General features: G+C 35.9%; 21 protein-coding genes. 7 read left to right on the top strand and 14 right to left on the bottom strand.

Annotated features, from left to right (window positions below):
• Nucleotides 1–303: 303 nt before the first annotated feature.
• The gene (nadE, locus tag M3182_RS09745) at nt 304–1,122 is read right to left on the bottom strand and encodes an NAD(+) synthase (protein ID WP_251432504.1); all 819 of its coding nucleotides are present in this window, start codon (nt 1,120–1,122) and stop codon (nt 304–306) included.
• Between the two features lie 298 nt (nt 1,123–1,420).
• Between nadE and M3182_RS09740 the strand changes: the two genes are divergently transcribed.
• Nucleotides 1,421–1,942, top strand: coding sequence for a MerR family transcriptional regulator (locus tag M3182_RS09740; protein WP_251432506.1), 522 nt, complete (start codon nt 1,421–1,423; stop codon nt 1,940–1,942).
• A gap of 71 nt (nt 1,943–2,013) precedes the next feature.
• Here the strand turns inward: M3182_RS09740 and M3182_RS09735 are convergent, their stop codons facing one another.
• The 3 genes from M3182_RS09735 to M3182_RS09725 all read right to left on the bottom strand — a co-directional run bounded on the left by M3182_RS09735 (nt 2,014) and on the right by M3182_RS09725 (nt 5,406).
• Nucleotides 2,014–3,045: a potassium channel family protein gene (locus tag M3182_RS09735; RefSeq protein ID WP_251557884.1), complete on the bottom strand. Its 1,032-nt coding sequence runs from the start codon at nt 3,043–3,045 to the stop codon at nt 2,014–2,016.
• Between the two features lie 149 nt (nt 3,046–3,194).
• Complete coding sequence (locus tag M3182_RS09730; RefSeq protein WP_251432840.1) at nt 3,195–3,677, bottom strand: ribonuclease H-like YkuK family protein; 483 nt, start codon at nt 3,675–3,677, stop codon at nt 3,195–3,197.
• Nucleotides 3,678–3,858: 181 nt separating this feature from the next.
• Nucleotides 3,859–5,406 carry an acyl-CoA carboxylase subunit beta gene (locus M3182_RS09725; RefSeq protein WP_251557883.1) on the bottom strand — a complete coding sequence of 516 codons (1,548 nt, stop codon included), beginning with the start codon at nt 5,404–5,406 and terminating at the stop codon, nt 3,859–3,861.
• Nucleotides 5,407–5,753: 347 nt separating this feature from the next.
• Here M3182_RS09725 and M3182_RS09720 point away from each other — a divergent pair, with 347 nt between their 5' ends.
• Nucleotides 5,754–6,143, top strand: a complete 390-nt coding sequence (locus M3182_RS09720; RefSeq protein WP_251432512.1) for a thiol-disulfide oxidoreductase DCC family protein — start codon at nt 5,754–5,756, stop codon at nt 6,141–6,143.
• On the opposite strand, the gene M3182_RS09715 is transcribed toward M3182_RS09720, so the two are convergent.
• From M3182_RS09715 to M3182_RS09705, 4 genes are all read right to left on the bottom strand, one after another.
• Nucleotides 6,138–6,698 carry an AAA family ATPase gene (locus M3182_RS09715; protein ID WP_251557881.1) on the bottom strand — a complete coding sequence of 187 codons (561 nt, stop codon included), beginning with the start codon at nt 6,696–6,698 and terminating at the stop codon, nt 6,138–6,140. The genes M3182_RS09720 and M3182_RS09715 overlap by 6 nt on opposite strands.
• Before the next feature lie 24 nt (nt 6,699–6,722).
• Nucleotides 6,723–7,223 (bottom strand): GNAT family N-acetyltransferase, encoded by a 501-nt coding sequence (locus M3182_RS09710; protein ID WP_251557879.1) that lies wholly within the window; start codon nt 7,221–7,223, stop codon nt 6,723–6,725.
• A gap of 328 nt (nt 7,224–7,551) precedes the next feature.
• Entirely contained in the window at nt 7,552–7,629 is a 78-nt protein-coding gene (locus M3182_RS26490; RefSeq protein ID WP_432806614.1) for a hypothetical protein, read from the bottom strand.
• 500 nt (nt 7,630–8,129) lie between these two features.
• Entirely contained in the window at nt 8,130–8,492 is a 363-nt protein-coding gene (locus tag M3182_RS09705; RefSeq protein ID WP_251557877.1) for a group I truncated hemoglobin, read from the bottom strand.
• Between the two features lie 431 nt (nt 8,493–8,923).
• On the opposite strand from M3182_RS09705, the gene M3182_RS09700 reads away from it, so the two are divergent.
• Entirely contained in the window at nt 8,924–9,424 is a 501-nt protein-coding gene (locus tag M3182_RS09700) for a GNAT family N-acetyltransferase (RefSeq protein ID WP_251432522.1), read from the top strand.
• Here M3182_RS09700 and M3182_RS09695 read toward each other — a convergent pair.
• The 3 genes from M3182_RS09695 to M3182_RS09685 form a co-directional block, all read right to left on the bottom strand.
• Nucleotides 9,421–9,672 (bottom strand): hypothetical protein, encoded by a 252-nt coding sequence (locus M3182_RS09695; protein ID WP_251557875.1) that lies wholly within the window; start codon nt 9,670–9,672, stop codon nt 9,421–9,423. The genes M3182_RS09700 and M3182_RS09695 overlap by 4 nt on opposite strands.
• Before the next feature lie 62 nt (nt 9,673–9,734).
• The gene (locus tag M3182_RS09690; protein ID WP_251432528.1) at nt 9,735–10,007 is read right to left on the bottom strand and encodes a phage holin; all 273 of its coding nucleotides are present in this window, start codon (nt 10,005–10,007) and stop codon (nt 9,735–9,737) included.
• Between the two features lie 225 nt (nt 10,008–10,232).
• Complete coding sequence (locus tag M3182_RS09685) at nt 10,233–10,466, bottom strand: group-specific protein (RefSeq protein WP_251432531.1); 234 nt, start codon at nt 10,464–10,466, stop codon at nt 10,233–10,235.
• Between the two features lie 340 nt (nt 10,467–10,806).
• Between M3182_RS09685 and corA the strand changes: the two genes are divergently transcribed.
• Nucleotides 10,807–11,757, top strand: coding sequence for a magnesium/cobalt transporter CorA (corA, locus tag M3182_RS09680; RefSeq protein ID WP_251557873.1), 951 nt, complete (start codon nt 10,807–10,809; stop codon nt 11,755–11,757).
• Between the two features lie 94 nt (nt 11,758–11,851).
• Here the strand turns inward: corA and M3182_RS09675 are convergent, their stop codons facing one another.
• Nucleotides 11,852–12,379 (bottom strand): CBO0543 family protein, encoded by a 528-nt coding sequence (locus M3182_RS09675; RefSeq protein WP_251557871.1) that lies wholly within the window; start codon nt 12,377–12,379, stop codon nt 11,852–11,854.
• A 206-nt stretch (nt 12,380–12,585) separates the two neighbouring features.
• Here M3182_RS09675 and M3182_RS09670 point away from each other — a divergent pair, with 206 nt between their 5' ends.
• The 3 genes from M3182_RS09670 (at nt 12,586) to M3182_RS09660 (ending at nt 16,123) form a co-directional block, all read left to right on the top strand.
• Nucleotides 12,586–14,721 carry a PBP1A family penicillin-binding protein gene (locus tag M3182_RS09670; protein ID WP_251432540.1) on the top strand — a complete coding sequence of 712 codons (2,136 nt, stop codon included), beginning with the start codon at nt 12,586–12,588 and terminating at the stop codon, nt 14,719–14,721.
• A gap of 458 nt (nt 14,722–15,179) precedes the next feature.
• The gene (locus tag M3182_RS09665) at nt 15,180–15,848 is read left to right on the top strand and encodes an FMN-dependent NADH-azoreductase (RefSeq protein WP_251432542.1); all 669 of its coding nucleotides are present in this window, start codon (nt 15,180–15,182) and stop codon (nt 15,846–15,848) included.
• 119 nt (nt 15,849–15,967) lie between these two features.
• The gene (locus tag M3182_RS09660) at nt 15,968–16,123 is read left to right on the top strand and encodes a YpzG family protein (protein ID WP_251432544.1); all 156 of its coding nucleotides are present in this window, start codon (nt 15,968–15,970) and stop codon (nt 16,121–16,123) included.
• Nucleotides 16,124–16,425: 302 nt separating this feature from the next.
• On the opposite strand, the gene M3182_RS09655 is transcribed toward M3182_RS09660, so the two are convergent.
• Together M3182_RS09655 and M3182_RS09650 are read right to left on the bottom strand one after the other, a co-directional pair.
• Nucleotides 16,426–16,866, bottom strand: a complete 441-nt coding sequence (locus M3182_RS09655) for a GtrA family protein (protein ID WP_251432546.1) — start codon at nt 16,864–16,866, stop codon at nt 16,426–16,428.
• Nucleotides 16,835–17,908 (bottom strand): glycosyltransferase family 2 protein, encoded by a 1,074-nt coding sequence (locus tag M3182_RS09650; protein ID WP_251432549.1) that lies wholly within the window; start codon nt 17,906–17,908, stop codon nt 16,835–16,837. Before M3182_RS09650 ends, M3182_RS09655 begins: the two co-directional genes overlap by 32 nt.
• Nucleotides 17,909–17,923 lie beyond the last annotated feature (15 nt).

Here is a 17,923-nt window from a genome sequence, read left to right as displayed (position 1 = left end):
TATGAAATTAAAGTCTACAAGCTCATTTATTTTACGAAGCATATTATCCTTTGGTACAACAATATCGTATAAAGCCATGAATGGGCTAAAGTTGAGAGATTCTTGATTTGAAATCACTTGGATACCAACTACATACATTTGATAACAATATTATAAAGTAAAAAGGCAGTTGAAAGTTCATTAGATTGAACTTTCAACTGCCTTTAATAAAAATTAGACTTTTTCAGTGCCCTCGTCCAAATAGGAGGGGCTTTTTATGTAAATAATCGCCCCCAATCTGTTTGGAGGCGATTACCTAGATACTTATTTCCACCAATGATCAAACATTGTAGCAGGTAATTGTCGCTTATGTTCCGAACTAAGGTAGCGTTTCTCAATTTTATCAGCTACATCAAGTGCCACATCTTTCCCTTCAAGATAGTCATCTAGTTCGTCATAAGAAATACCAAGCTCCGTTTCATCTGCTTGTCCTGGCTTTTGATCTAAAAGATCTGCTGTGGGAACCTTTAAATAAAGCCGCTCTGCAGCGCCCAATTCTTGGAGAAGTGCCCTTCCTTGACGCTTACTCAAGCCAGACAGAGGTAATAAATCCGCTCCACCATCGCCATATTTAGTATAAAAGCCTGTTACGGCCTCTGCAGCATGATCTGTACCAATCACCAATAATCCTTCTTCCCCACCAATTGCATATTGAGCAACCATCCTTAGTCTTGCTTTCACATTACCTTTTTGATAATCACTTAACGTTTTTAGACCCATTGAGTTAAACTCAGTTTCAGTAGCATCAACTGCGGATTTAATATTAAATACATATTCTTTGTCGGCTTGAATAAAATCAAGCGCAGCTTTTGCATCGTCCTCATCTTTTTGAACTCCATATGGTAAACGGACGGCAATAAATTCCGCATCATAGCCTTCTTTTCTGACCTCTTCAACTGCTAATTGAGCTAGTCGCCCAGCTAGAGTTGAATCCTGACCACCACTAATTCCTAAGACAAAGCCTTTGGCTCCGGTCTTTTTTAAATAATTTTTTAAAAACTCAACACGGTTCTTGACTTCTTGTTTAGGATCAATTTGTGGTTTTACATTTAGCTCTTGAATAATTCTTTTTTGCATACTCATGAAATCCACCTCATATTTTATCGTAGGCTTTTTTACAAATTTAACTTGCCTAGAGATCAAATCACTCATTTTGCAAGGTTAAGCCTTTATTTATAATAAAGTGTAATACTTTCCCAGTGTAGTTTCAAATATAGAATAGATTTACATGCTTTTCCTTCACACTTACTGAGAACATTCGACAGGATCCAATGAAACCAAGAACATTTTAACTATCTTTGCCGAACAAATACTTCTTTTGTCATCAAGAAAGGATTTCCAATTTCTATATCGAATGTATGATTATCGGGGAGGGATGAGTATGAATACCAATGCGGTAGCAAAATTACTAGGTGTTTCACCCAGTACCATACAACGGTGGGTAAAACACGCTAATTTACAGATGAATCGGAATGAACTTGGACATTATGTGTTTAACGAAGAAGATATTGACGTGATGAAAAAAATACAAGAACAAATTAATAATGGAGTCCTCCTTCAGGATATAGCTGCAGCTGCCAAGAAAAAACGTCATGCAGTCGTAAAGCAAGAAGTGCAACCAGATTACATGAAACTATTAAATAAAATAAATGAACTTGAAGCTAAAGTAGATCGGAAGGCAGATGAAATTGTCTCCTACCAACTTTTACAACATCGTAGAGAAATTGAGGAATTAAATGAAATGATTGAGCAATTAACTCAACAAATCGAGATTCTTACTAAGGAAAAAGAAGATGAACCAGATCCAAAATCTGTGGAAATGGTAGCTGCAACAAAAGAAGAGTTTGGTTTTTTTCAGAAATTAAAAAAGAAAAAACTAATCAGTTCTTTGTTTGGGTTTTAAGAAGCACATTTAGCAGATGTGCTTCTCCCCTATAATCGCTCCCCTAACTATAGTCCGTAAACGATACTCCACTATACATTGTTGATTTCGTTATATGTTTGCTCATCACAGATAATAAACATCCTTGCATTTTCCGGTATATCTTCCATTGAACGTCTAGGTAAATCTAAACTACCACCATCGGAAATTAAAGTAGCTCCCTGTTCAAATAATTCTAAAGCAGCTTCTTTATAGTTCTTCCAATGAGGTTTTTTCTTAATTTGATAAAGATTCTCACCATCAGCTTTGCTTAAAAGTTGTTTAAATAATTTACTAGAACCATGATGAATTGATGCTTGCGCCATAAGTCGAGATACTGAGGCATTGGAAAGAATAACTTCATCGACATTTGCATGTTCAAATAAAGAGATATGTGATTCTTTCTGTATTTCAACCACCGTATAGATGCTTTTTTCATATTTTTTTGATAAAGATTCGACACGTGTGGCAATTAATAATGTTTTACCATCCGCAATTGCTGCGAACTGATTTTGATCTTCGGAAAAAATTGCAACAGAGTGGGCTTCTAATATATTCGCTTTTAACAATGTCTCTTCATCCGCTGGATTCCCACTAATAAAATGAACATTATCATGCTCAACTGGAGAGTGTGGGCTATGATCAACAACCACGACTTTAGACTTTTTATTGCTATGGAGGATTTCTTCGAGTATGCTCTCTAATTTATCTTTTGATATTCCAATCAAAACATAATGATTCTTTCCATCAAAGTTCAATTTTCCTTCCTCCTTCTTCTTTTTATATTGAGCAAAAAATTGGAATAGTTTTCCGACCAGAATTCCCATCGCGCCAATTCCAAAGGTATAAATAAGGGTCATCGTAAAAATTTGGCCGAAGATTGTTTTAGGATAAAGATCGCCATACCCCACCGTAACCAGGGTAGTCATCGTCCACCAAAGCGCGTCACTATATCGTGGAAACGTATCCGGCTCAATTTTTTTCATTAGAAAACTACTTAGAATTATTAATCCAATGGCAATTACAGAAGCATGCCATAAGTTAATATGGATCAATTTTGATAGCATTCGATGTAAAATCCCCATAATAATATCCTCTTTTCAATAGTGAGTTGAAAGCTAATCTTCATATTAGATAGATTCATCTCTCATTTTTGTCTCTCTCTTCACTATTGACTTTTTTTAAACAAAAAAAACGGGAGTGTAGCACTCCCTTGAAAATTTTTCTGTCATATTTATTTCGTAAAACGGTTTGCATAGCTTGATGCTACAAAAGCTTCCGGTTTAATTTTAGGTTCTACACCAATTGACTCTAGTCTAGCAACCATTTCCTTAACAAATTCTCTTGTTTTATTTCTTTTCCCTGCTCCAATATCAAGATGCCCTTCCATTGTAAAAGTAGCGCCTTTATAGATATGGGGGAGGACCACATCAATCATGCGATTTTTATGTGCATCAGTAAATTGATAGACAACATCCTCCGTTAGTGATGTTTCGTAGCTAATCCGTTCATGTAGATGAAGCATTTTACGAGGTATAACAGTCTTTTTTATACAAGCCCAAGCCCCTTTTCCTTCATTTTGAATCACGATTCCTGTAATGAAGAGCGTACGATCAACATGAACTTGTGAATCAGTGCCCACCATTAACCGATAGTTTCCATTTGGATTACGATACATAAATTTCAAAATTCTCTCGAAAACATCGTCAAACGTCATCAGACTTTCTTGTAAATTTTGAAACAAGTTTTCACTTTCCCTCTTAGGATTCACCTGATATCACCACATTATTTGGGACCTTTGCGCAAGCTTACAATCCCTTAGATACTATTATTATATGAAGGGTGTGGTAGATATTGTTCTTTTTTTTAGCCGGACACGCACACATTTATGATCTACTTTAAATTCCTGTTGGCCATGTTGCCAGTCTACGTTCACTTTTCTCTCGTTTTTTCGTTAATAAATATTCCAGGGATTGACTAAGAAATTTTCTCGTATCAGCAGGATCAATTACGTCATCTATTAAATGCTTTGCTGCTGCTTTGTATGGCGAACTATCGAATGACCAATGTTTTAATAATTCTTGTCTCATTTCCTTCGGGTTTTCAGCCCTAGCAATTTCACGACCAAAAACAACATTGACGCCCACTTCCGGTCCAGTGAAATTAATTTCTGCTGTTGGCCAGGCAACGACTAAATCTCCACCCATTCCTGGGCCAGACATATTGCCATACGCAGCACCAATGCTTTTTCGTATTACAACTGAGATTTTCGGTACAGTAGCTAGAGCAAGTGCTTGATTCCATACCATAATCTTAGTAGGCATCTTGGATCTTTCTGCCTCTGAACTAATCCTAAAACCTGGAGTATCATGAAGGAATATGAGCGGAATATGATACGAATCGCATAAGCAAATAAACTCAGTTGCTTTTTGACATTCTTGCGGACCTGGTGCACCTGCGAACTGATTTGGTTGGCTAGCAATAATTCCAACGGTATGACCGTTTAGATGGGCTAATGTGGTAATTAGCCCTTTTCCAAACTTAGGCTGAACTTCAAACATTACTCCATCATCGACGAGTATTTTAATGATTTTTTTCATATCATAAACACGCTTGTTTTGCTGTGGGAGAATAGTAAATACTTCATCCACTTTACGGTAGGGATCATCATTTGTAGTGCGCATCCCTGGTCGCTCATCGGCACTTTGAGGCATATACTCAAAATACGTTTTTAGTTGATCAATACAATCCTCTTCAGATACACCATCTTGATCAATTTGACCAGTATGTTTGTTATGAACATCTACCCCACCGAGTTCTTCTGGTTCCAATTTCTGACCGTTTGCGAGTTCTAACATTCGTGGCCCTGCAATGGCCATACAGGTCCCATGTAATTGGGTGACAAAATCAGAAGAAACAGCCATCCATGTTGGTCCACCGAAACTATCTCCAAGGATTGCCGTCATTGTTGGTACTTTGCGATGATGTGTTAACATTTCAGAAGGAAATAATTTGTCACTGATTCCATCTGACCCCATACCATCAGGCATCCTTAAACCTCCCCCTTCATGCAGAAAAAATAACGGTAGTCCATTTCTAAGCGCAAAATCATGAACCATTCTGGATTTACGAATATGTACAGTCCCTTCTGTTGCGGCAAATACCGTTTTATCACCCGCCTGAACGACAGCAGTTCGACCGTTAACCTTACAAATCCCAGCGACAAGACCATCTCCATAGCTTTTATGTTCAACACCGGTAACATCGGATGTGTTTAACATACCAAGCTCCATGAACGTCCCCTTATCAGCCAACTTTTCAACTCGCTCTCTCGCAGTCAAAAATCCGCGATCATGCTGTTGTTGAATTTTTTCTTCTCCCCCGCCTAAGGCTGCAGCAACTTTTCGTTGATGCAAATCCTCCACCTGTTTTTTAATATTGTCCATTAATAAAACCTCCATTTTCCTTAGAATCAAAGAATACTAACTGGTTAGCATTTAATAACTTAATAAAAACCGGCCCTAATGTTAGGCAGACTTTGTTTTAACAGTTGAACTTAATTTTAGGCTATAAACATGTTAAGCTTTTATTGAGTTCTAATTCTTGATACTTAATTTTTATCTTAATATTCAGAATTAAGCTCGTCTTCTTAATCATAATACTTATGAAAACGTTAAACAATGATTTTAAATTTTTACTATATGTACATAATTAGTTGTGTTTACCCAAGTTTTTCGCTACTTATAAAACACATTAAAGATAAAGGAAGTTTAAAATAGGGAGATAAACGACCATGAAAAGAATTGTTTTATTCGATGGTGAATGTAATTTTTGTGATAGAAGTGTGCAGTTTATTATCAAAAGAGATCCTAATGCGTTTTTTCACTTTTCCTCTCTCCAAGAAAAAACTGGAAGGGAGTTGCGGAATACCTACCAAATACCTGAACAAATAGACAGCTTAATTCTTCTTGAAGGAAATCGTTATTATCTTAAATCCACTGCGGCTTTAAAAATTTGTACAAAATTAAAAGGTGCTTGGAAATTGCTAGCTTTATTGCTAGTTATTCCAGCACCCTGTCGCGATTTTGTCTACAACATCATTGCCAAAAATAGGTATAAATGGTTTGGTAAAAAAGCCAGCTGTAAGCTTCCATCAAAGGAGGAACGCAACCGCTTTTTATAGTTGAAAAGTGTTGATTATGATTTCAGCAACTTCCTTCGAACTTTTATTAGTATTATTTAGTTTTATGTATTTTTCTTTTGTAATCTCCCCGTCATAGGAATTAAGTCTATACTTTTCCAGACTTGTTTTTAACTCTTGTTCGGAATACTCAACATTTCGCTTAGATGGCTTATGCTTCAATCGATTTGGCGTTTTATTCCTCGCGATTCTCTCATTTAGGTCTGCTTCAAGTTCAACAAAATAAACTTCCGCATTTTCCTCTTTAAAAATCTGACAGATTTTATCCACAAACGCCCAATCGCTTTCTTCGTTAAAAGCCCAAACATACGTAAAAATCAGTCCTGTAAGTTCATTATTTGCTGCCACCGATTTAAAAATCTCATACCGAAATAAATCTGACAACCTCCACGTATCCTCAGTAAAACCGAAAATGGGTGCTAATAACTCTAATGTCATATGATTGTGGAATAAATTAAAACCCGTTTGTTCGGCTAATTTTTGACCAACCGTCATTTTCCCGACTGCTTGAGGGCCAAAAATGAAAACAAGTTTCATAATAAGCACACACCTTCTAGTTAATTAAATAAATAAGACCATATAATTTTCATCTAAATAAGTTTCATTTGCTAATTTTAATGCACGAATTTCGGTACCATATACACGAAACCCCATTGATTCATAAAGAGCTTTAGCCGATTGATTCGTTGATACAACCGTTAGATTGATTTGTTCAATGCCTACTAGAGCTTTTGCGTGTTCTATCGCACTTGACAATAAAGCTCTACCAACCCCAGTACACCTCTCATCTGGATTAACATACATCGCAAAAATATTTGCTTTATGAGCAGTTTTTTGGGATGTTTCTCTTATTAAAGTTATGGTCCCAACTAACCTTTCTTCTATAAACGCACCAAAAGTATAAGTCCCTTCTGACGAGAGCCGTTTTGCAAACATTTCTAGCGGCCGATTTTTTTCATCATCATAACTCGACCCAAACGCTTCTGGATTTGTCTGTAGCGCTTCTAATCGAATGTTTCGATAACTTATCGCATCTTCTGCACATAACTTTCTAATTTTCATTTCGTTTCCCCCTTATTCATCTTAATATACTGGACACCCTTTGTGTAAATAATTAGAAAAGCGCAAATACCCTCTTTGATTGAAAATAAACTAACTTTTATGAAAGCTTTCCCAAAGTGGAGGTCCCCAAGCATTGTACTTTATTCTCCAACATATTCCAGATATACGTTGTCTCCCTATAAATCAGGATCTTTTGGTACTCGTATATAGATCCAAGCTTCAGAACTACTAATATAAAAATTCCGGTCATAAGTTTCTCCTGTCAATTGACGAAAAGGGAAACTCATTTAACCATCAACGAAAGTAGAAAGCACTGAAACCAATAATTTCAGAAAATCGTTTTACCGGCACCATTCCGTCCAATTAGTCTAGTGATTGTATTCTCTTTAATCGTAAACGATAAAATCTTGTAATATAGTTTTTAAAAATATGTTTTAATCAAGTTTCTGCATTCAATGATGTTCATAACCGCCCTCCTCCATTTCTGTAGTAACGATAACGATCAATTCTTCCTTGCTAATTTGTAGCCTCCTAGCCTAGACCACTAAATGCATTACTAATTCTTTAGTGTCTGTTCCATACGTTTCACAAGAATAAGGTTTTTAGCCTATTCTGTCACGAACATCCATAATCCTCTTTTTTTGTACAAGATTTAGTCATCTTACAAGCAAATTGGGTGCATTACTGTTGAAATGTAGTTTATTACAATAATATGATAATACAAGAAATTTTTGAATTCTATATACACAAAATCAGAATTTCCACACCTTGTTTTATTTCTTATTCTAAACCAAAAAAAGCCCCGAATGGGCTTCTTTCTTCATCCAATTTTTCACATGTAAAATTAAAAATCCATTAATATTGAAAACCGTTAGAAACGGACTTCACTACTTTATGCATATTTCCTTATTTATGAAGGATATCATCTCGCAAAGAGCCGACTTTTGTTAACGCTGTATCTATATCAGTTTCGCTGACACCAAAATGAGCTAATGCGTCATGAAGGTGCTGAACAATGGCATTAAAATGTTCTGGTTGTAGGTTCATCCCCTCATGGGCTTTTGCCATTGATTTACCCGAATATTGATTTGGTCCTCCTAAAGCAAAACTAATAAACTTCGCTTGATGGCGGATTTGCTTGTCCATATCCGTGTCTTTGAAATACTGATTAACTGATTCATCTTTTAACACCAACTCATTGTAAAAATAGTCTACCACTTTCTCAATTGCTTCTGCGCCACCTAATTTTTCATACAATGCTTGTTCCACTAATATCCCCCCATAATTGTAATCATGGGTATTTTTTGCAAAAGAAAAGATTTTATCCGTTCATCAATTGTTTCCCTGTTTTAAAATAAACCATCGACCATAAAAAAGGAATTATTGGACCTACACTAACTACTTGCCAGCATTCTCAGCTCCAAAAAAATAATAGGCTATCGGTAGGGATGTGAAAAAACTTATTAACATAAATACCCATGACTTCTTTTGCAACCAATAACACAGGTTAAAATACTAATGCAAAGTGAAACACGCCATAAAAATACCCCCATATTGAAAGTTTCCATTTATCTATCTCCTAATCCTAACTTCTATATAAACTCCACATTTATTTTTGAATTTCTAAACTTAGAGAATCTTCAGATGGTATAATAAGTTTTGCCAATTAATTTAGAAAGCTATCGAAGAGGAGGCCAAGAATGAATCTTACAGTAAAGGAAATGAATAATGACTATGCTAATGAAATCCTACATTGGAGCTATCCCCCACCTTATGATTTTTACAACATTAAATATAATGAAGAAGCTTTACTAGAATTATTAGATGGTTCTTATTTAGCAATCGTCAGTAAGGAAGGGCTACTGATTGGCTATTTTTGCACAGGGAAAACAGCACAGGTTCCCATTGGCTCCCAATTTGGTGCATACCTAGGTGGTTATCTTGATATTGGGATTGGAATGGCGCCGCTAATGACAGGCAAAGGCAATGGCACCATGTTTTTTCAATTTATTTTGGACTATTTGCGATCGATTGATCAAACAACACCGTTCCGCTTGACTGTCGCAAAATTTAATCAGCGAGCCATTCGCCTCTATGAAAAATTGGGTTTTGAGCAGAACTGTGAATTTCAGCGTGGTACATCCTCGTTTGCGACCATGATCCAAAAGTCTAACAAAAATGAAAAAACCCTTCATTCCTAATGGGAAGGGTCTTTTCGGTGCTTCTCTAATTTTAATCCTAATTTTGATCGTCGAACCATCGTCACCCACTTCGATCCTTTAATCGAAGTCGGTATTTTTTTAACTGTTCCGATGAACCTTTCCGTCCATTTACCTTCTTTCCTATCCCTTGGTCCATTCATGTATCTGTTAAATAAAAACTGCACCGCTTCCTCAATCACAAGCAGAACTAATATGGCTATGAGGGCTATAATTCCCCATTTCAACATGGTTTTCGCCCCTTTCATTTATCCTTTATACACTATATGAGATTATAAACAGATGATTCCTTTTAATGTGGTTTCCGGTATGCCTTTGCTCGTTGGCTATCAGCATATCCTCTGGTAGTAGGATCTTGAATAAGTCCAAGAATAGATAAAACAATAAAAATACTATTTACTAGTCCCAATATTTCTGCCTGAATTTGTTGAGTTAATTGAAATTGTGTTATGCCAATAGCTCCCAACCCTTGAAACACCAATTGTCCAACAACCAAGATTTGTGAAAGAAAAGCTAAAACCCATATGCGATTTTTAAGTCGAACTTTCCAGTTAATTCTCCCCAACCCTATCAACCCTTTCCACTTGTTTATTACATTTTATGAAAGGGTTGTGGTCTCTTGTCCACTTTATAAAAATATATACAGGACGAAACCTTTCAGTGCATCCTTATTTACATATTCTCTATTTCGACATATTTTGTTAAATTCCTTTAATTTTTAACTGTTATTTTAATTTTCTGATTCTATTTATCAAAAAGAAAAACGCCTCATCAGCGTTTTTCGTATTCTTTATACATTTTTTAATACCAGTAGTAGTCTCCGATCTCTTTCTTCTTGCTCTTCGTCAGATGCTAAATCGTATTTTTTTAAGAGATGAAACACTTCATTTAAAATATCTTGCGTATGTTCCTCCTTAAAGAAAGAATCAAATAAAGGTTTAACTTTTTCTTTTAAAAAAGGAGCTTGTTCTTCATATTTCTTCCTTACATCTTCATAACTATGATCAATTTTGCATTCTCCCATTTTCTGACCCTCCTTCAAACTTCTTTCTTCTACTAGGATACCAAAGTCTTCAATTAAATACGCTATGTAAGTAGTTAAATATTTGTAGAATTTTGTCCTTTTCCTTTTTTCAGCTAAACTAGAATAGATACTGTGTTAAAATAGGTTGTTTTTGTAAAAATTGATGTTAAAATCCTAAAGTCGATATTAACGCAATAATAGTTATTTCGTATGTTTAATTAAGTTTGCGAGCTCTTTTCTCAGCAAATGAAGTGAGTATTTTATATCTAGCGCATTCATTGTACTTTTGTTAAAAAGCAACATAGTTTGAGAAAAGAGCCTTAAAAAAGAGGGGCCGTAGATGATTCGTACAATAGCGATAACAAACGATAACAAGATACACATTGATATACCAATTGAAGATCTAGTTCGAACTAAAGATTGTTGGTATTGGATTGATTTCGACCAACCGACAAAAGAGGAAGTTGTAAAATTACGCAATCCGCTAATGTTCCACCCACTAGCGATCGAAGACTGCCTACATACGCTACAAAGACCTAAACTCGATTATTATGAGGACCATACTTTTTTTGTCTTCCATTCATTAAATCCAAAAACACTCGAAAAAAAAGAGGTCGATTTATTTTTAGCTGATAACTACCTCGTAACCTTCCATGAACATTCATCTATGGAAATCAATGAGGTTTGGAAAAGAGTCAAGCAAGCCGCTGATCCTAGTATCCTTGGTCCAGCTAATGTTTTGTATCATATTCTCGATAAAATTGTGGATAACTATTTCCCGCTGGTTTACGAGATTGAGGACATACTAAATGACTTAGATGAAAATTCGAGTCAACAGACGATGGAATCCCTACTGGATAGTCTATTTGATACGAGGCATGATCTCCTTTCATTAAGGCATACAGTCAGCCCCATGCGTGACCTTGTTTACCGGATGATTAACTCACAAAGGATCATCGAACAAATCACACCAATTGAGTATTTTTCAGATATCCATGACCATCTATTAAAATTAACGGAAATGGTCGAAGCGAATCGGGAGCTAACCACCGATATACGCGACAGCTACCTTTCCCTGAATTCACATGAAACGAACAGAGTTATGAAAGTGTTGACTGTGATTACAACCATCTTTATGCCGTTGACTTTTATTGCAGGAATATATGGAATGAATTTTGTTTTTATGCCAGAACTTAATTGGAAATATGGTTATTATGCTACACTTACCTTAATGTTGTTCATAGGATTTGGAATGTTTCTTTGGTTTTGGAAAAAAGGCTGGTTCAAATAGCCAAGCAGTAGAAAAAGCATCGGGTCTGATGCTTTTTCTACAGACACATCAACGATTTAGTTCATTTATAAATAACTAGTATGGTGAGATAGTCTTATCTGAAAACTTCACTTGGCACATTAAAAATATTCCACAAAAATAAAATAAATAAGATTGACAAACCCCATGCGACCAAAGGTCTACAATAATGTATTCGAAGAATCGTAAACATTACAACATTAAATAAAATCGACCAATAGAAATTCCAACCATTATCGTAAACAATTAAATTCAGCTTTCGATCTATAAACTCATTCAATGTATAAAGTCCTACCCATCCCGTACCATATAATATCTGCATAAACCGGCCAGTTTCTGGAAATTTGGCAAGATAGATAAACGTCGTGGCAGGATATTTCACAAACATAATCGATAAAGTAACATGCGTATTCGTTATGCCAATTATTTCATCTATTCCTTGGGGATTATAAGTCCATAGGGGAAAATGATCTGAAAGTAAATAAAGATATAAAAAGTCACCAATCATAAAAAATAATAAGGTTGGATAATATTTTTTCCACCTTTTTAAATCTCCCCATAAAACCATCGCAAGCAACCATAAGCCGCCATATAAAGCATTCAAAGTAAATCACCTACTGACATCCAGATATTTACATCTTATCCTATTTCCTCCATTTTCATTAATTCTTAATGGAATATTCTCCCAAACACAAAAGAACATTTTCCTATCAGAATGAAATCCTTTATAATAATGAAAAAATCTATCTGAAACCGTTCCTATTAAAATAACGTATAATAGATAGGACTTCATGAAAGATAGGGGATTAAATGGATAATTTTAAGAGAAAATTCATAAAAGTTGTTAAACGAATCTGGGATGCTTTTGTTCTATTTTGGCAAAGAAAGCATCTTACACAAGTTTTATTATTAGGTCTATTGGTTGTCATTTTAGGTTCAATTCTTTGGTTTGCGTTTATCGCAAGCCAAGCCAACGTCCAGAGTCTAAAAGATGGACTGAATCAAGCGACAATTATTTACGATAAAGACGGCGATGTAGCTGGAAGTGTAGCTAATAATCGAACAAATCGTGTCAGTTTTGACCAACTACCTGATCATGTTACAAATGCTGTGATTGCAATTGAAGACGAACGATTTTACGAGCATAATGGTTTTGATATTAAAGGGATTGCTCGGGCTTTCTTTAATAATCTATTTGCTGGTAGCATTACAGGAGGCGGAAGCACCCTTACGCAACAGTTAACAAAGAATGCCCTCCTCTCTCAGGAACAAACTTATAAACGAAAAGTTGAAGAGCTATTCCTAGCCGTTGAAATTGAAAAAGTCTATGAAAAAGAAGAAATTCTTGAAATGTACTTGAATCAAAGTTATTTTGGCAGTGGTGCATGGGGAATTGGAAATGCATCGAAGAAATATTTTAATAAAGAGATTGAAGAAGTCACCATTAGTGAAGCTGCTTTGCTTGCTGGACTGCTTAAGGCCCCTTCTTCGCTCGATCCATATAAAAATTACGAAAAAGCTCTTGATCGTAGAGATATTGTTTTGAGCCAAATGAAAAAATTAGGGAAGATTTCGGCCGATGAATACGACAATGCAATTAAACAAGAAATTAAACTTGAAGACGGCGGCGGTAGCCTAATTGACAGGAAATATCCTTATTATATGGATGCAGTCCTTGATGAAGCGATTAATCAATATGGTTTAACACAGGAAGAAATATTAACAAGAGGATATACCATTTACACTCAACTAGATCAGAATTTGCAAGCCGGTCTAGAAAATGTTTATGCTAACAACCAGCTCTTCCCAAACAGTACAGGAACCCAAACTGTTCAAAGTGGAGCTGTCTTAATTGACCCAAAAACAGGAGGAGTTCGAGCACTTGTTGGTGGTCGTGGGGAGTATGTTTTCCGAGGATTTAATCGGGCAACCCATCTAAAAGCTCAACCAGGTTCAACTATGAAGCCATTGGCAGTGTATATCCCCGCACTTGAAGAAGGATATAAATACAATTCAATGCTAAAAGATGAAAAACAAACTTTTGGCGACTATAGCCCAGAAAACTTCTCTAAAACCTACCAAGGAGAAGTCCCAATGTATACAGCTGTTGAAAATTCCATTAACCTCCCTGCCGTTTGGTTACTAAATGAAATTGGCTTGCAAAAAGGCGTTAACGCAGTTGAAAATTTTGGAATTCCTGTGCAAGAAGAAGATAAAAATTTAGCGCTTGCGCTTGGTGGTATGCATAAAGGAATTTCACCTCAACAGCTTGCAGAAGCATACAGTACTTTTGCAAATGACGGTGTTCGAAACGAAAGTCATATTATTACCAAGATTGTTGGACCAACTGGAAATATTATTGGAGAGTATAAGGAAAAATCAGTTCGGGTTACTACGAAAAAAGTAGCAGGTGAAATGACTTCCATGCTTTTAAATGTGGTAGAAACAGGTACTGGTCAAGCAACAAAAATTGCTGATCTGCAAATAGCGGGAAAAACAGGGTCAACACAGCTTCCTTATAAAGATATTAGTGGGACGAAAGATCAGTGGTTTGTTGGCTACACACCAAATCTAGTTGGAGCTGTTTGGATTGGTTATGATCAAACCGACAGGAATCATTATTTACCTAATAGTAGTTCACGAACGGTAGTGCCGATTTTTCGGGAGATAATGGTAAAAGCTTCTCCACACATAGAAAAAGTGGACTTCCCTGTTGATTCGATAAACGACAGGCTTCAAGATAGCGATACTAACAATTTGAATGAAGTAGAACTAAAGGAACAGGCCGAGAAGCTTGAAGAAGAATTGAAAAAAGCTGCTGATAAAGTAGAAGAGAAATTAAAAGAAGAAGCACCAAAATGGAAGGAAGTATTAGAAAAAGCAAAAGAAGATACCAGTCACTTGGGGGATAAAGTAAAAGACAGGCTAGAAGATTGGTTACCTTAAAAAGATCACTATAAATAACGAGCCAAAATGACTAAAGCTTGGGATTTTCCCAAGCTTTCCATTTAGAGTTATATTTTATTTGTATAATGTAATAATCTATTTTGCATTATTGAGCTAGAGGGTATCCAATTACTGAACTTATAAACCATCTGCAATCCCAACCCTTCTAGCAAATCCAACTTGCTGACTCATAAAATTGCCACCAATTTCTCCAAGGGTTCGTTTTTTCGTATGTTAAGTGGTCATACATAATGAAGTAAACTGTTTGGCGAGAAGTTTATTGGCAATCATATGGTCCCTTTCATGATCTCCGGTCTAATTTTTTATCAGTCATCATTCAGGCATCATTTAAAAGAGTCACGAAATCTTCAAGAACTTCACTTTTTGTTCAATTTTAACGGATGCTAACTTTATTATAATGAGGATATTGTAAAAATATTAGGATTGGAATGAATCGAATGGGAAAATTACTTTATGTTACTGCAAACCCAAAAGGGATTGAAAAGTCGAAAGGCCTTCAAATTGGTGAAACTTTTATTGAAACTTTTCAATTAAACAGACTGGATGTTGATATTACCCGACTTGATTTATTCAAACAGGAAATGCCTGCAATGGATTCGGAACTCGTCTCCGCGAGAGCCAAAGTTGGCGGATATGGCATTCCGATTGATGAACTAGAAGAAGGCGAAAGAACTAAAATAATGAAAATGCATCAGATCGCTGAAGAATTTAAAAGCTTCGATTATTTTGTTTTTGTGTCCCCTGTTTGGAATCTGGGCTCTCCGGCTGTTTTAAAGGCGTATATTGATAACCTGTTTGTCCATGGGAAAACATTTGCCTTCACACCAGAAGGTCCTAAAGGTTATTTAACCGGAAAGCTAGGCATTCACATTCAAACACGTGGTGGAGTCTATACACATGGACCAATGAAAGACCTTGAATCAGGAGATCGTTATTTACAAATAGCGCTTAAATTTCTTGGCATTAACATGATGGATACAGTTGTTGCTGAAGGTTTCGACCATTTTCCAAAACAAGTTCCAGACATTGTTGCGAAAGCAAAGGAAGAAGCGATAATCGCTGCCAAAAAAATGGCATTGTCTCCTCTAGATGCGACAATCGTTTAATTGTTTGATAAGTTTGCCCAATTATTTGGGATAAATCATGCCGCTTCAGTAAATGCTAATAATGATATTCGATTTTCCGAATATCTCCCGTATCACTATACCATCCAAGAGGTGATTTGATGAGTTACCGCGATTTTTTAGACCCTCAGTCACAACGTTTTGTTAAAAACACAACAAGACGGAAACACTTGAGCAGTCAAATCAATGGTGAAACACAAAGAAGCCAATCAATAATTCGAGCATACAGTGACTCCAAGGCTCATAGGATGTTTTGATTCGGGAAAAGGAAAAAGACGCAGACTATGCGTCTTTTTCTTATATCCATTAAGTTAAAGTGAAAAAATACGTATTTTATCGTAATTTCTACTCACTTAAAGCGTTTATGTCTCAATTCACCATCAATATTTTGACAAGGATTCCCAACCGTTTTAACCACAATGTCCAATTTGTTTGCAAGAACATTTTGTCTATAAGTCACTACTGTTATAAAATCCTCCTCAAATATTTGGTCAGTAGTTTGTTTTCTTGTTCACACTTAAAGACAAAAATACCTTGTTTGTTTTTTGGTAGCTATTGATTAATTTCCCTCCCTAGCAACTCTTCGAAAAACAAATACTTTCTGTCCTAAATAATTTGAAAAAGTATATAAACCACTACCTACTATTACAGCAATTTCATCCCGAGAAATAAAACCCACTGCCGAGAAAGGAAACGGAATAATTAAAGAAATTGCTTCACTTACAGAAAAGGCAAGAACATAGCAAACCAATATTACAATAATAAATTTAGGAATCCCCTCTAAAGGGTGAACCGAACTATGAAACGTAAATGAGCGATTCAGAAAATAACTAACAATCGCTCCAATTGAATTCCCAGTGAAAGTAGCACCCCAATAGGACCATCCAAACCAGTTTAATAGTGAAAGCATAATCGTTAAACCTGTAACGGTATTGATGATGCCGACAATTAAAAAGCGATAAAAGGATTTATCGGGTTTCAGAGTTTTGAATATGTTCATCTACACGATACCCCTCGTTCCTGGTTGAGCCCGCTTTCTTTTTAATTGTATTAAATGTAGGGTGGGTTTCTTCATAACTATTTGGAATCCCTAGATTCACCAAATCAACATCCACATTGTATTTTGGCCGTCGTTTTGTTTCTTTATAAATCTTTCCGATATATTCACCAACTAAGCCTAAACCAATGAGTTGCAGTCCACCTATTAGCCAAATTGATGTAATCAACGATGTCCATCCCGTCTCAGTGTGCCCATAAAACTTCAACGAGAGAAAATAACTTCCAAATATTAAACTTCCTAGAAACGAGATACAACCAACCAGTAAAACAAAACGAATTGGTGTTACAGAAAATGAAGTGATTCCATCTAATGCAAAAGCTAGCATTTTCTTGAGAGGATATTTTGTATCACCGGCCATCCTCTCTTTACGGTCATAATAAACAGATGTTGTTTTAAAGCCGATTAATGGCACAATTCCTCGTAAAAATAGATTGGATTCTTGGTAACGTTCAAGCTCTTCAATCGCTCTTTTGCTCATTAAGCGGAAATCCGCATGATTATAGACTAGATCCACACCCATTTTTTTCATTAGCTTATAAAATCCTTCTGCTGTCGTTCGTTTAAAAAAACGATCGCTCTCTCGGCTTCCTCTTACACCATAAACAATGTCATAGCCGTTTTTAAACTTTTCTACAAACTCATGAATCACTTGAATGTCATCTTGTAAATCTGCATCAATACTAATAACACAGTCAGAAAGCTTTTTTGCAGAAAACAGTCCAGCTAACAACGCATTTTGATGACCTACGTTTCGCGCAAGTTTCAACCCACGTACAAGCTCTCCTTCTATGCTTTCTTTATAAATCATTTCCCATGTGGAATCTTTACTGCCATCATCAACAAATAGGAGTCGACTATCTGGTGAAATTTTTTTGTTTGCTATCATCTCATGTAATAATGATTTTAGCTGGACCAAGGTTTCAGGCAAAACTTCTTCTTCGTTAAAACATGGAATCACTACCGTTAGAATTGGCTCTTCCATTGCTGTATCCTCCTA

The sequence above is a fragment of the Mesobacillus maritimus genome, from assembly GCF_023715205.1.
GTDB lineage: Bacteria > Bacillota > Bacilli > Bacillales > Cytobacillaceae > Mesobacillus_B > Mesobacillus_B maritimus_C.
This window is presented reverse-complemented; position numbering and strand designations above follow the sequence as displayed.

Coding starts and splice junctions, on each gene's coding strand:
- nadE (WP_251432504.1), bottom strand. CDS start 1,122: ATGAGTATGCAAAAAAGAATTATTCAAGAGCTAAATGTAAAACCACAA.
- M3182_RS09740 (WP_251432506.1), top strand. CDS start 1,421: ATGAATACCAATGCGGTAGCAAAATTACTAGGTGTTTCACCCAGTACC.
- M3182_RS09735 (WP_251557884.1), bottom strand. CDS start 3,045: ATGGGGATTTTACATCGAATGCTATCAAAATTGATCCATATTAACTTA.
- M3182_RS09730 (WP_251432840.1), bottom strand. CDS start 3,677: ATGACGTTTGACGATGTTTTCGAGAGAATTTTGAAATTTATGTATCGT.
- M3182_RS09725 (WP_251557883.1), bottom strand. CDS start 5,406: ATGGACAATATTAAAAAACAGGTGGAGGATTTGCATCAACGAAAAGTT.
- M3182_RS09720 (WP_251432512.1), top strand. CDS start 5,754: ATGAAAAGAATTGTTTTATTCGATGGTGAATGTAATTTTTGTGATAGA.
- M3182_RS09715 (WP_251557881.1), bottom strand. CDS start 6,698: ATGAAACTTGTTTTCATTTTTGGCCCTCAAGCAGTCGGGAAAATGACG.
- M3182_RS09710 (WP_251557879.1), bottom strand. CDS start 7,223: ATGAAAATTAGAAAGTTATGTGCAGAAGATGCGATAAGTTATCGAAAC.
- M3182_RS09700 (WP_251432522.1), top strand. CDS start 8,924: ATGAATCTTACAGTAAAGGAAATGAATAATGACTATGCTAATGAAATC.
- M3182_RS09695 (WP_251557875.1), bottom strand. CDS start 9,672: ATGTTGAAATGGGGAATTATAGCCCTCATAGCCATATTAGTTCTGCTT.
- M3182_RS09685 (WP_251432531.1), bottom strand. CDS start 10,466: ATGGGAGAATGCAAAATTGATCATAGTTATGAAGATGTAAGGAAGAAA.
- corA (WP_251557873.1), top strand. CDS start 10,807: ATGATTCGTACAATAGCGATAACAAACGATAACAAGATACACATTGAT.
- M3182_RS09670 (WP_251432540.1), top strand. CDS start 12,586: ATGGATAATTTTAAGAGAAAATTCATAAAAGTTGTTAAACGAATCTGG.
- M3182_RS09665 (WP_251432542.1), top strand. CDS start 15,180: ATGGGAAAATTACTTTATGTTACTGCAAACCCAAAAGGGATTGAAAAG.
- M3182_RS09660 (WP_251432544.1), top strand. CDS start 15,968: ATGAGTTACCGCGATTTTTTAGACCCTCAGTCACAACGTTTTGTTAAA.
- M3182_RS09655 (WP_251432546.1), bottom strand. CDS start 16,866: ATGAACATATTCAAAACTCTGAAACCCGATAAATCCTTTTATCGCTTT.
- M3182_RS09650 (WP_251432549.1), bottom strand. CDS start 17,908: ATGGAAGAGCCAATTCTAACGGTAGTGATTCCATGTTTTAACGAAGAA.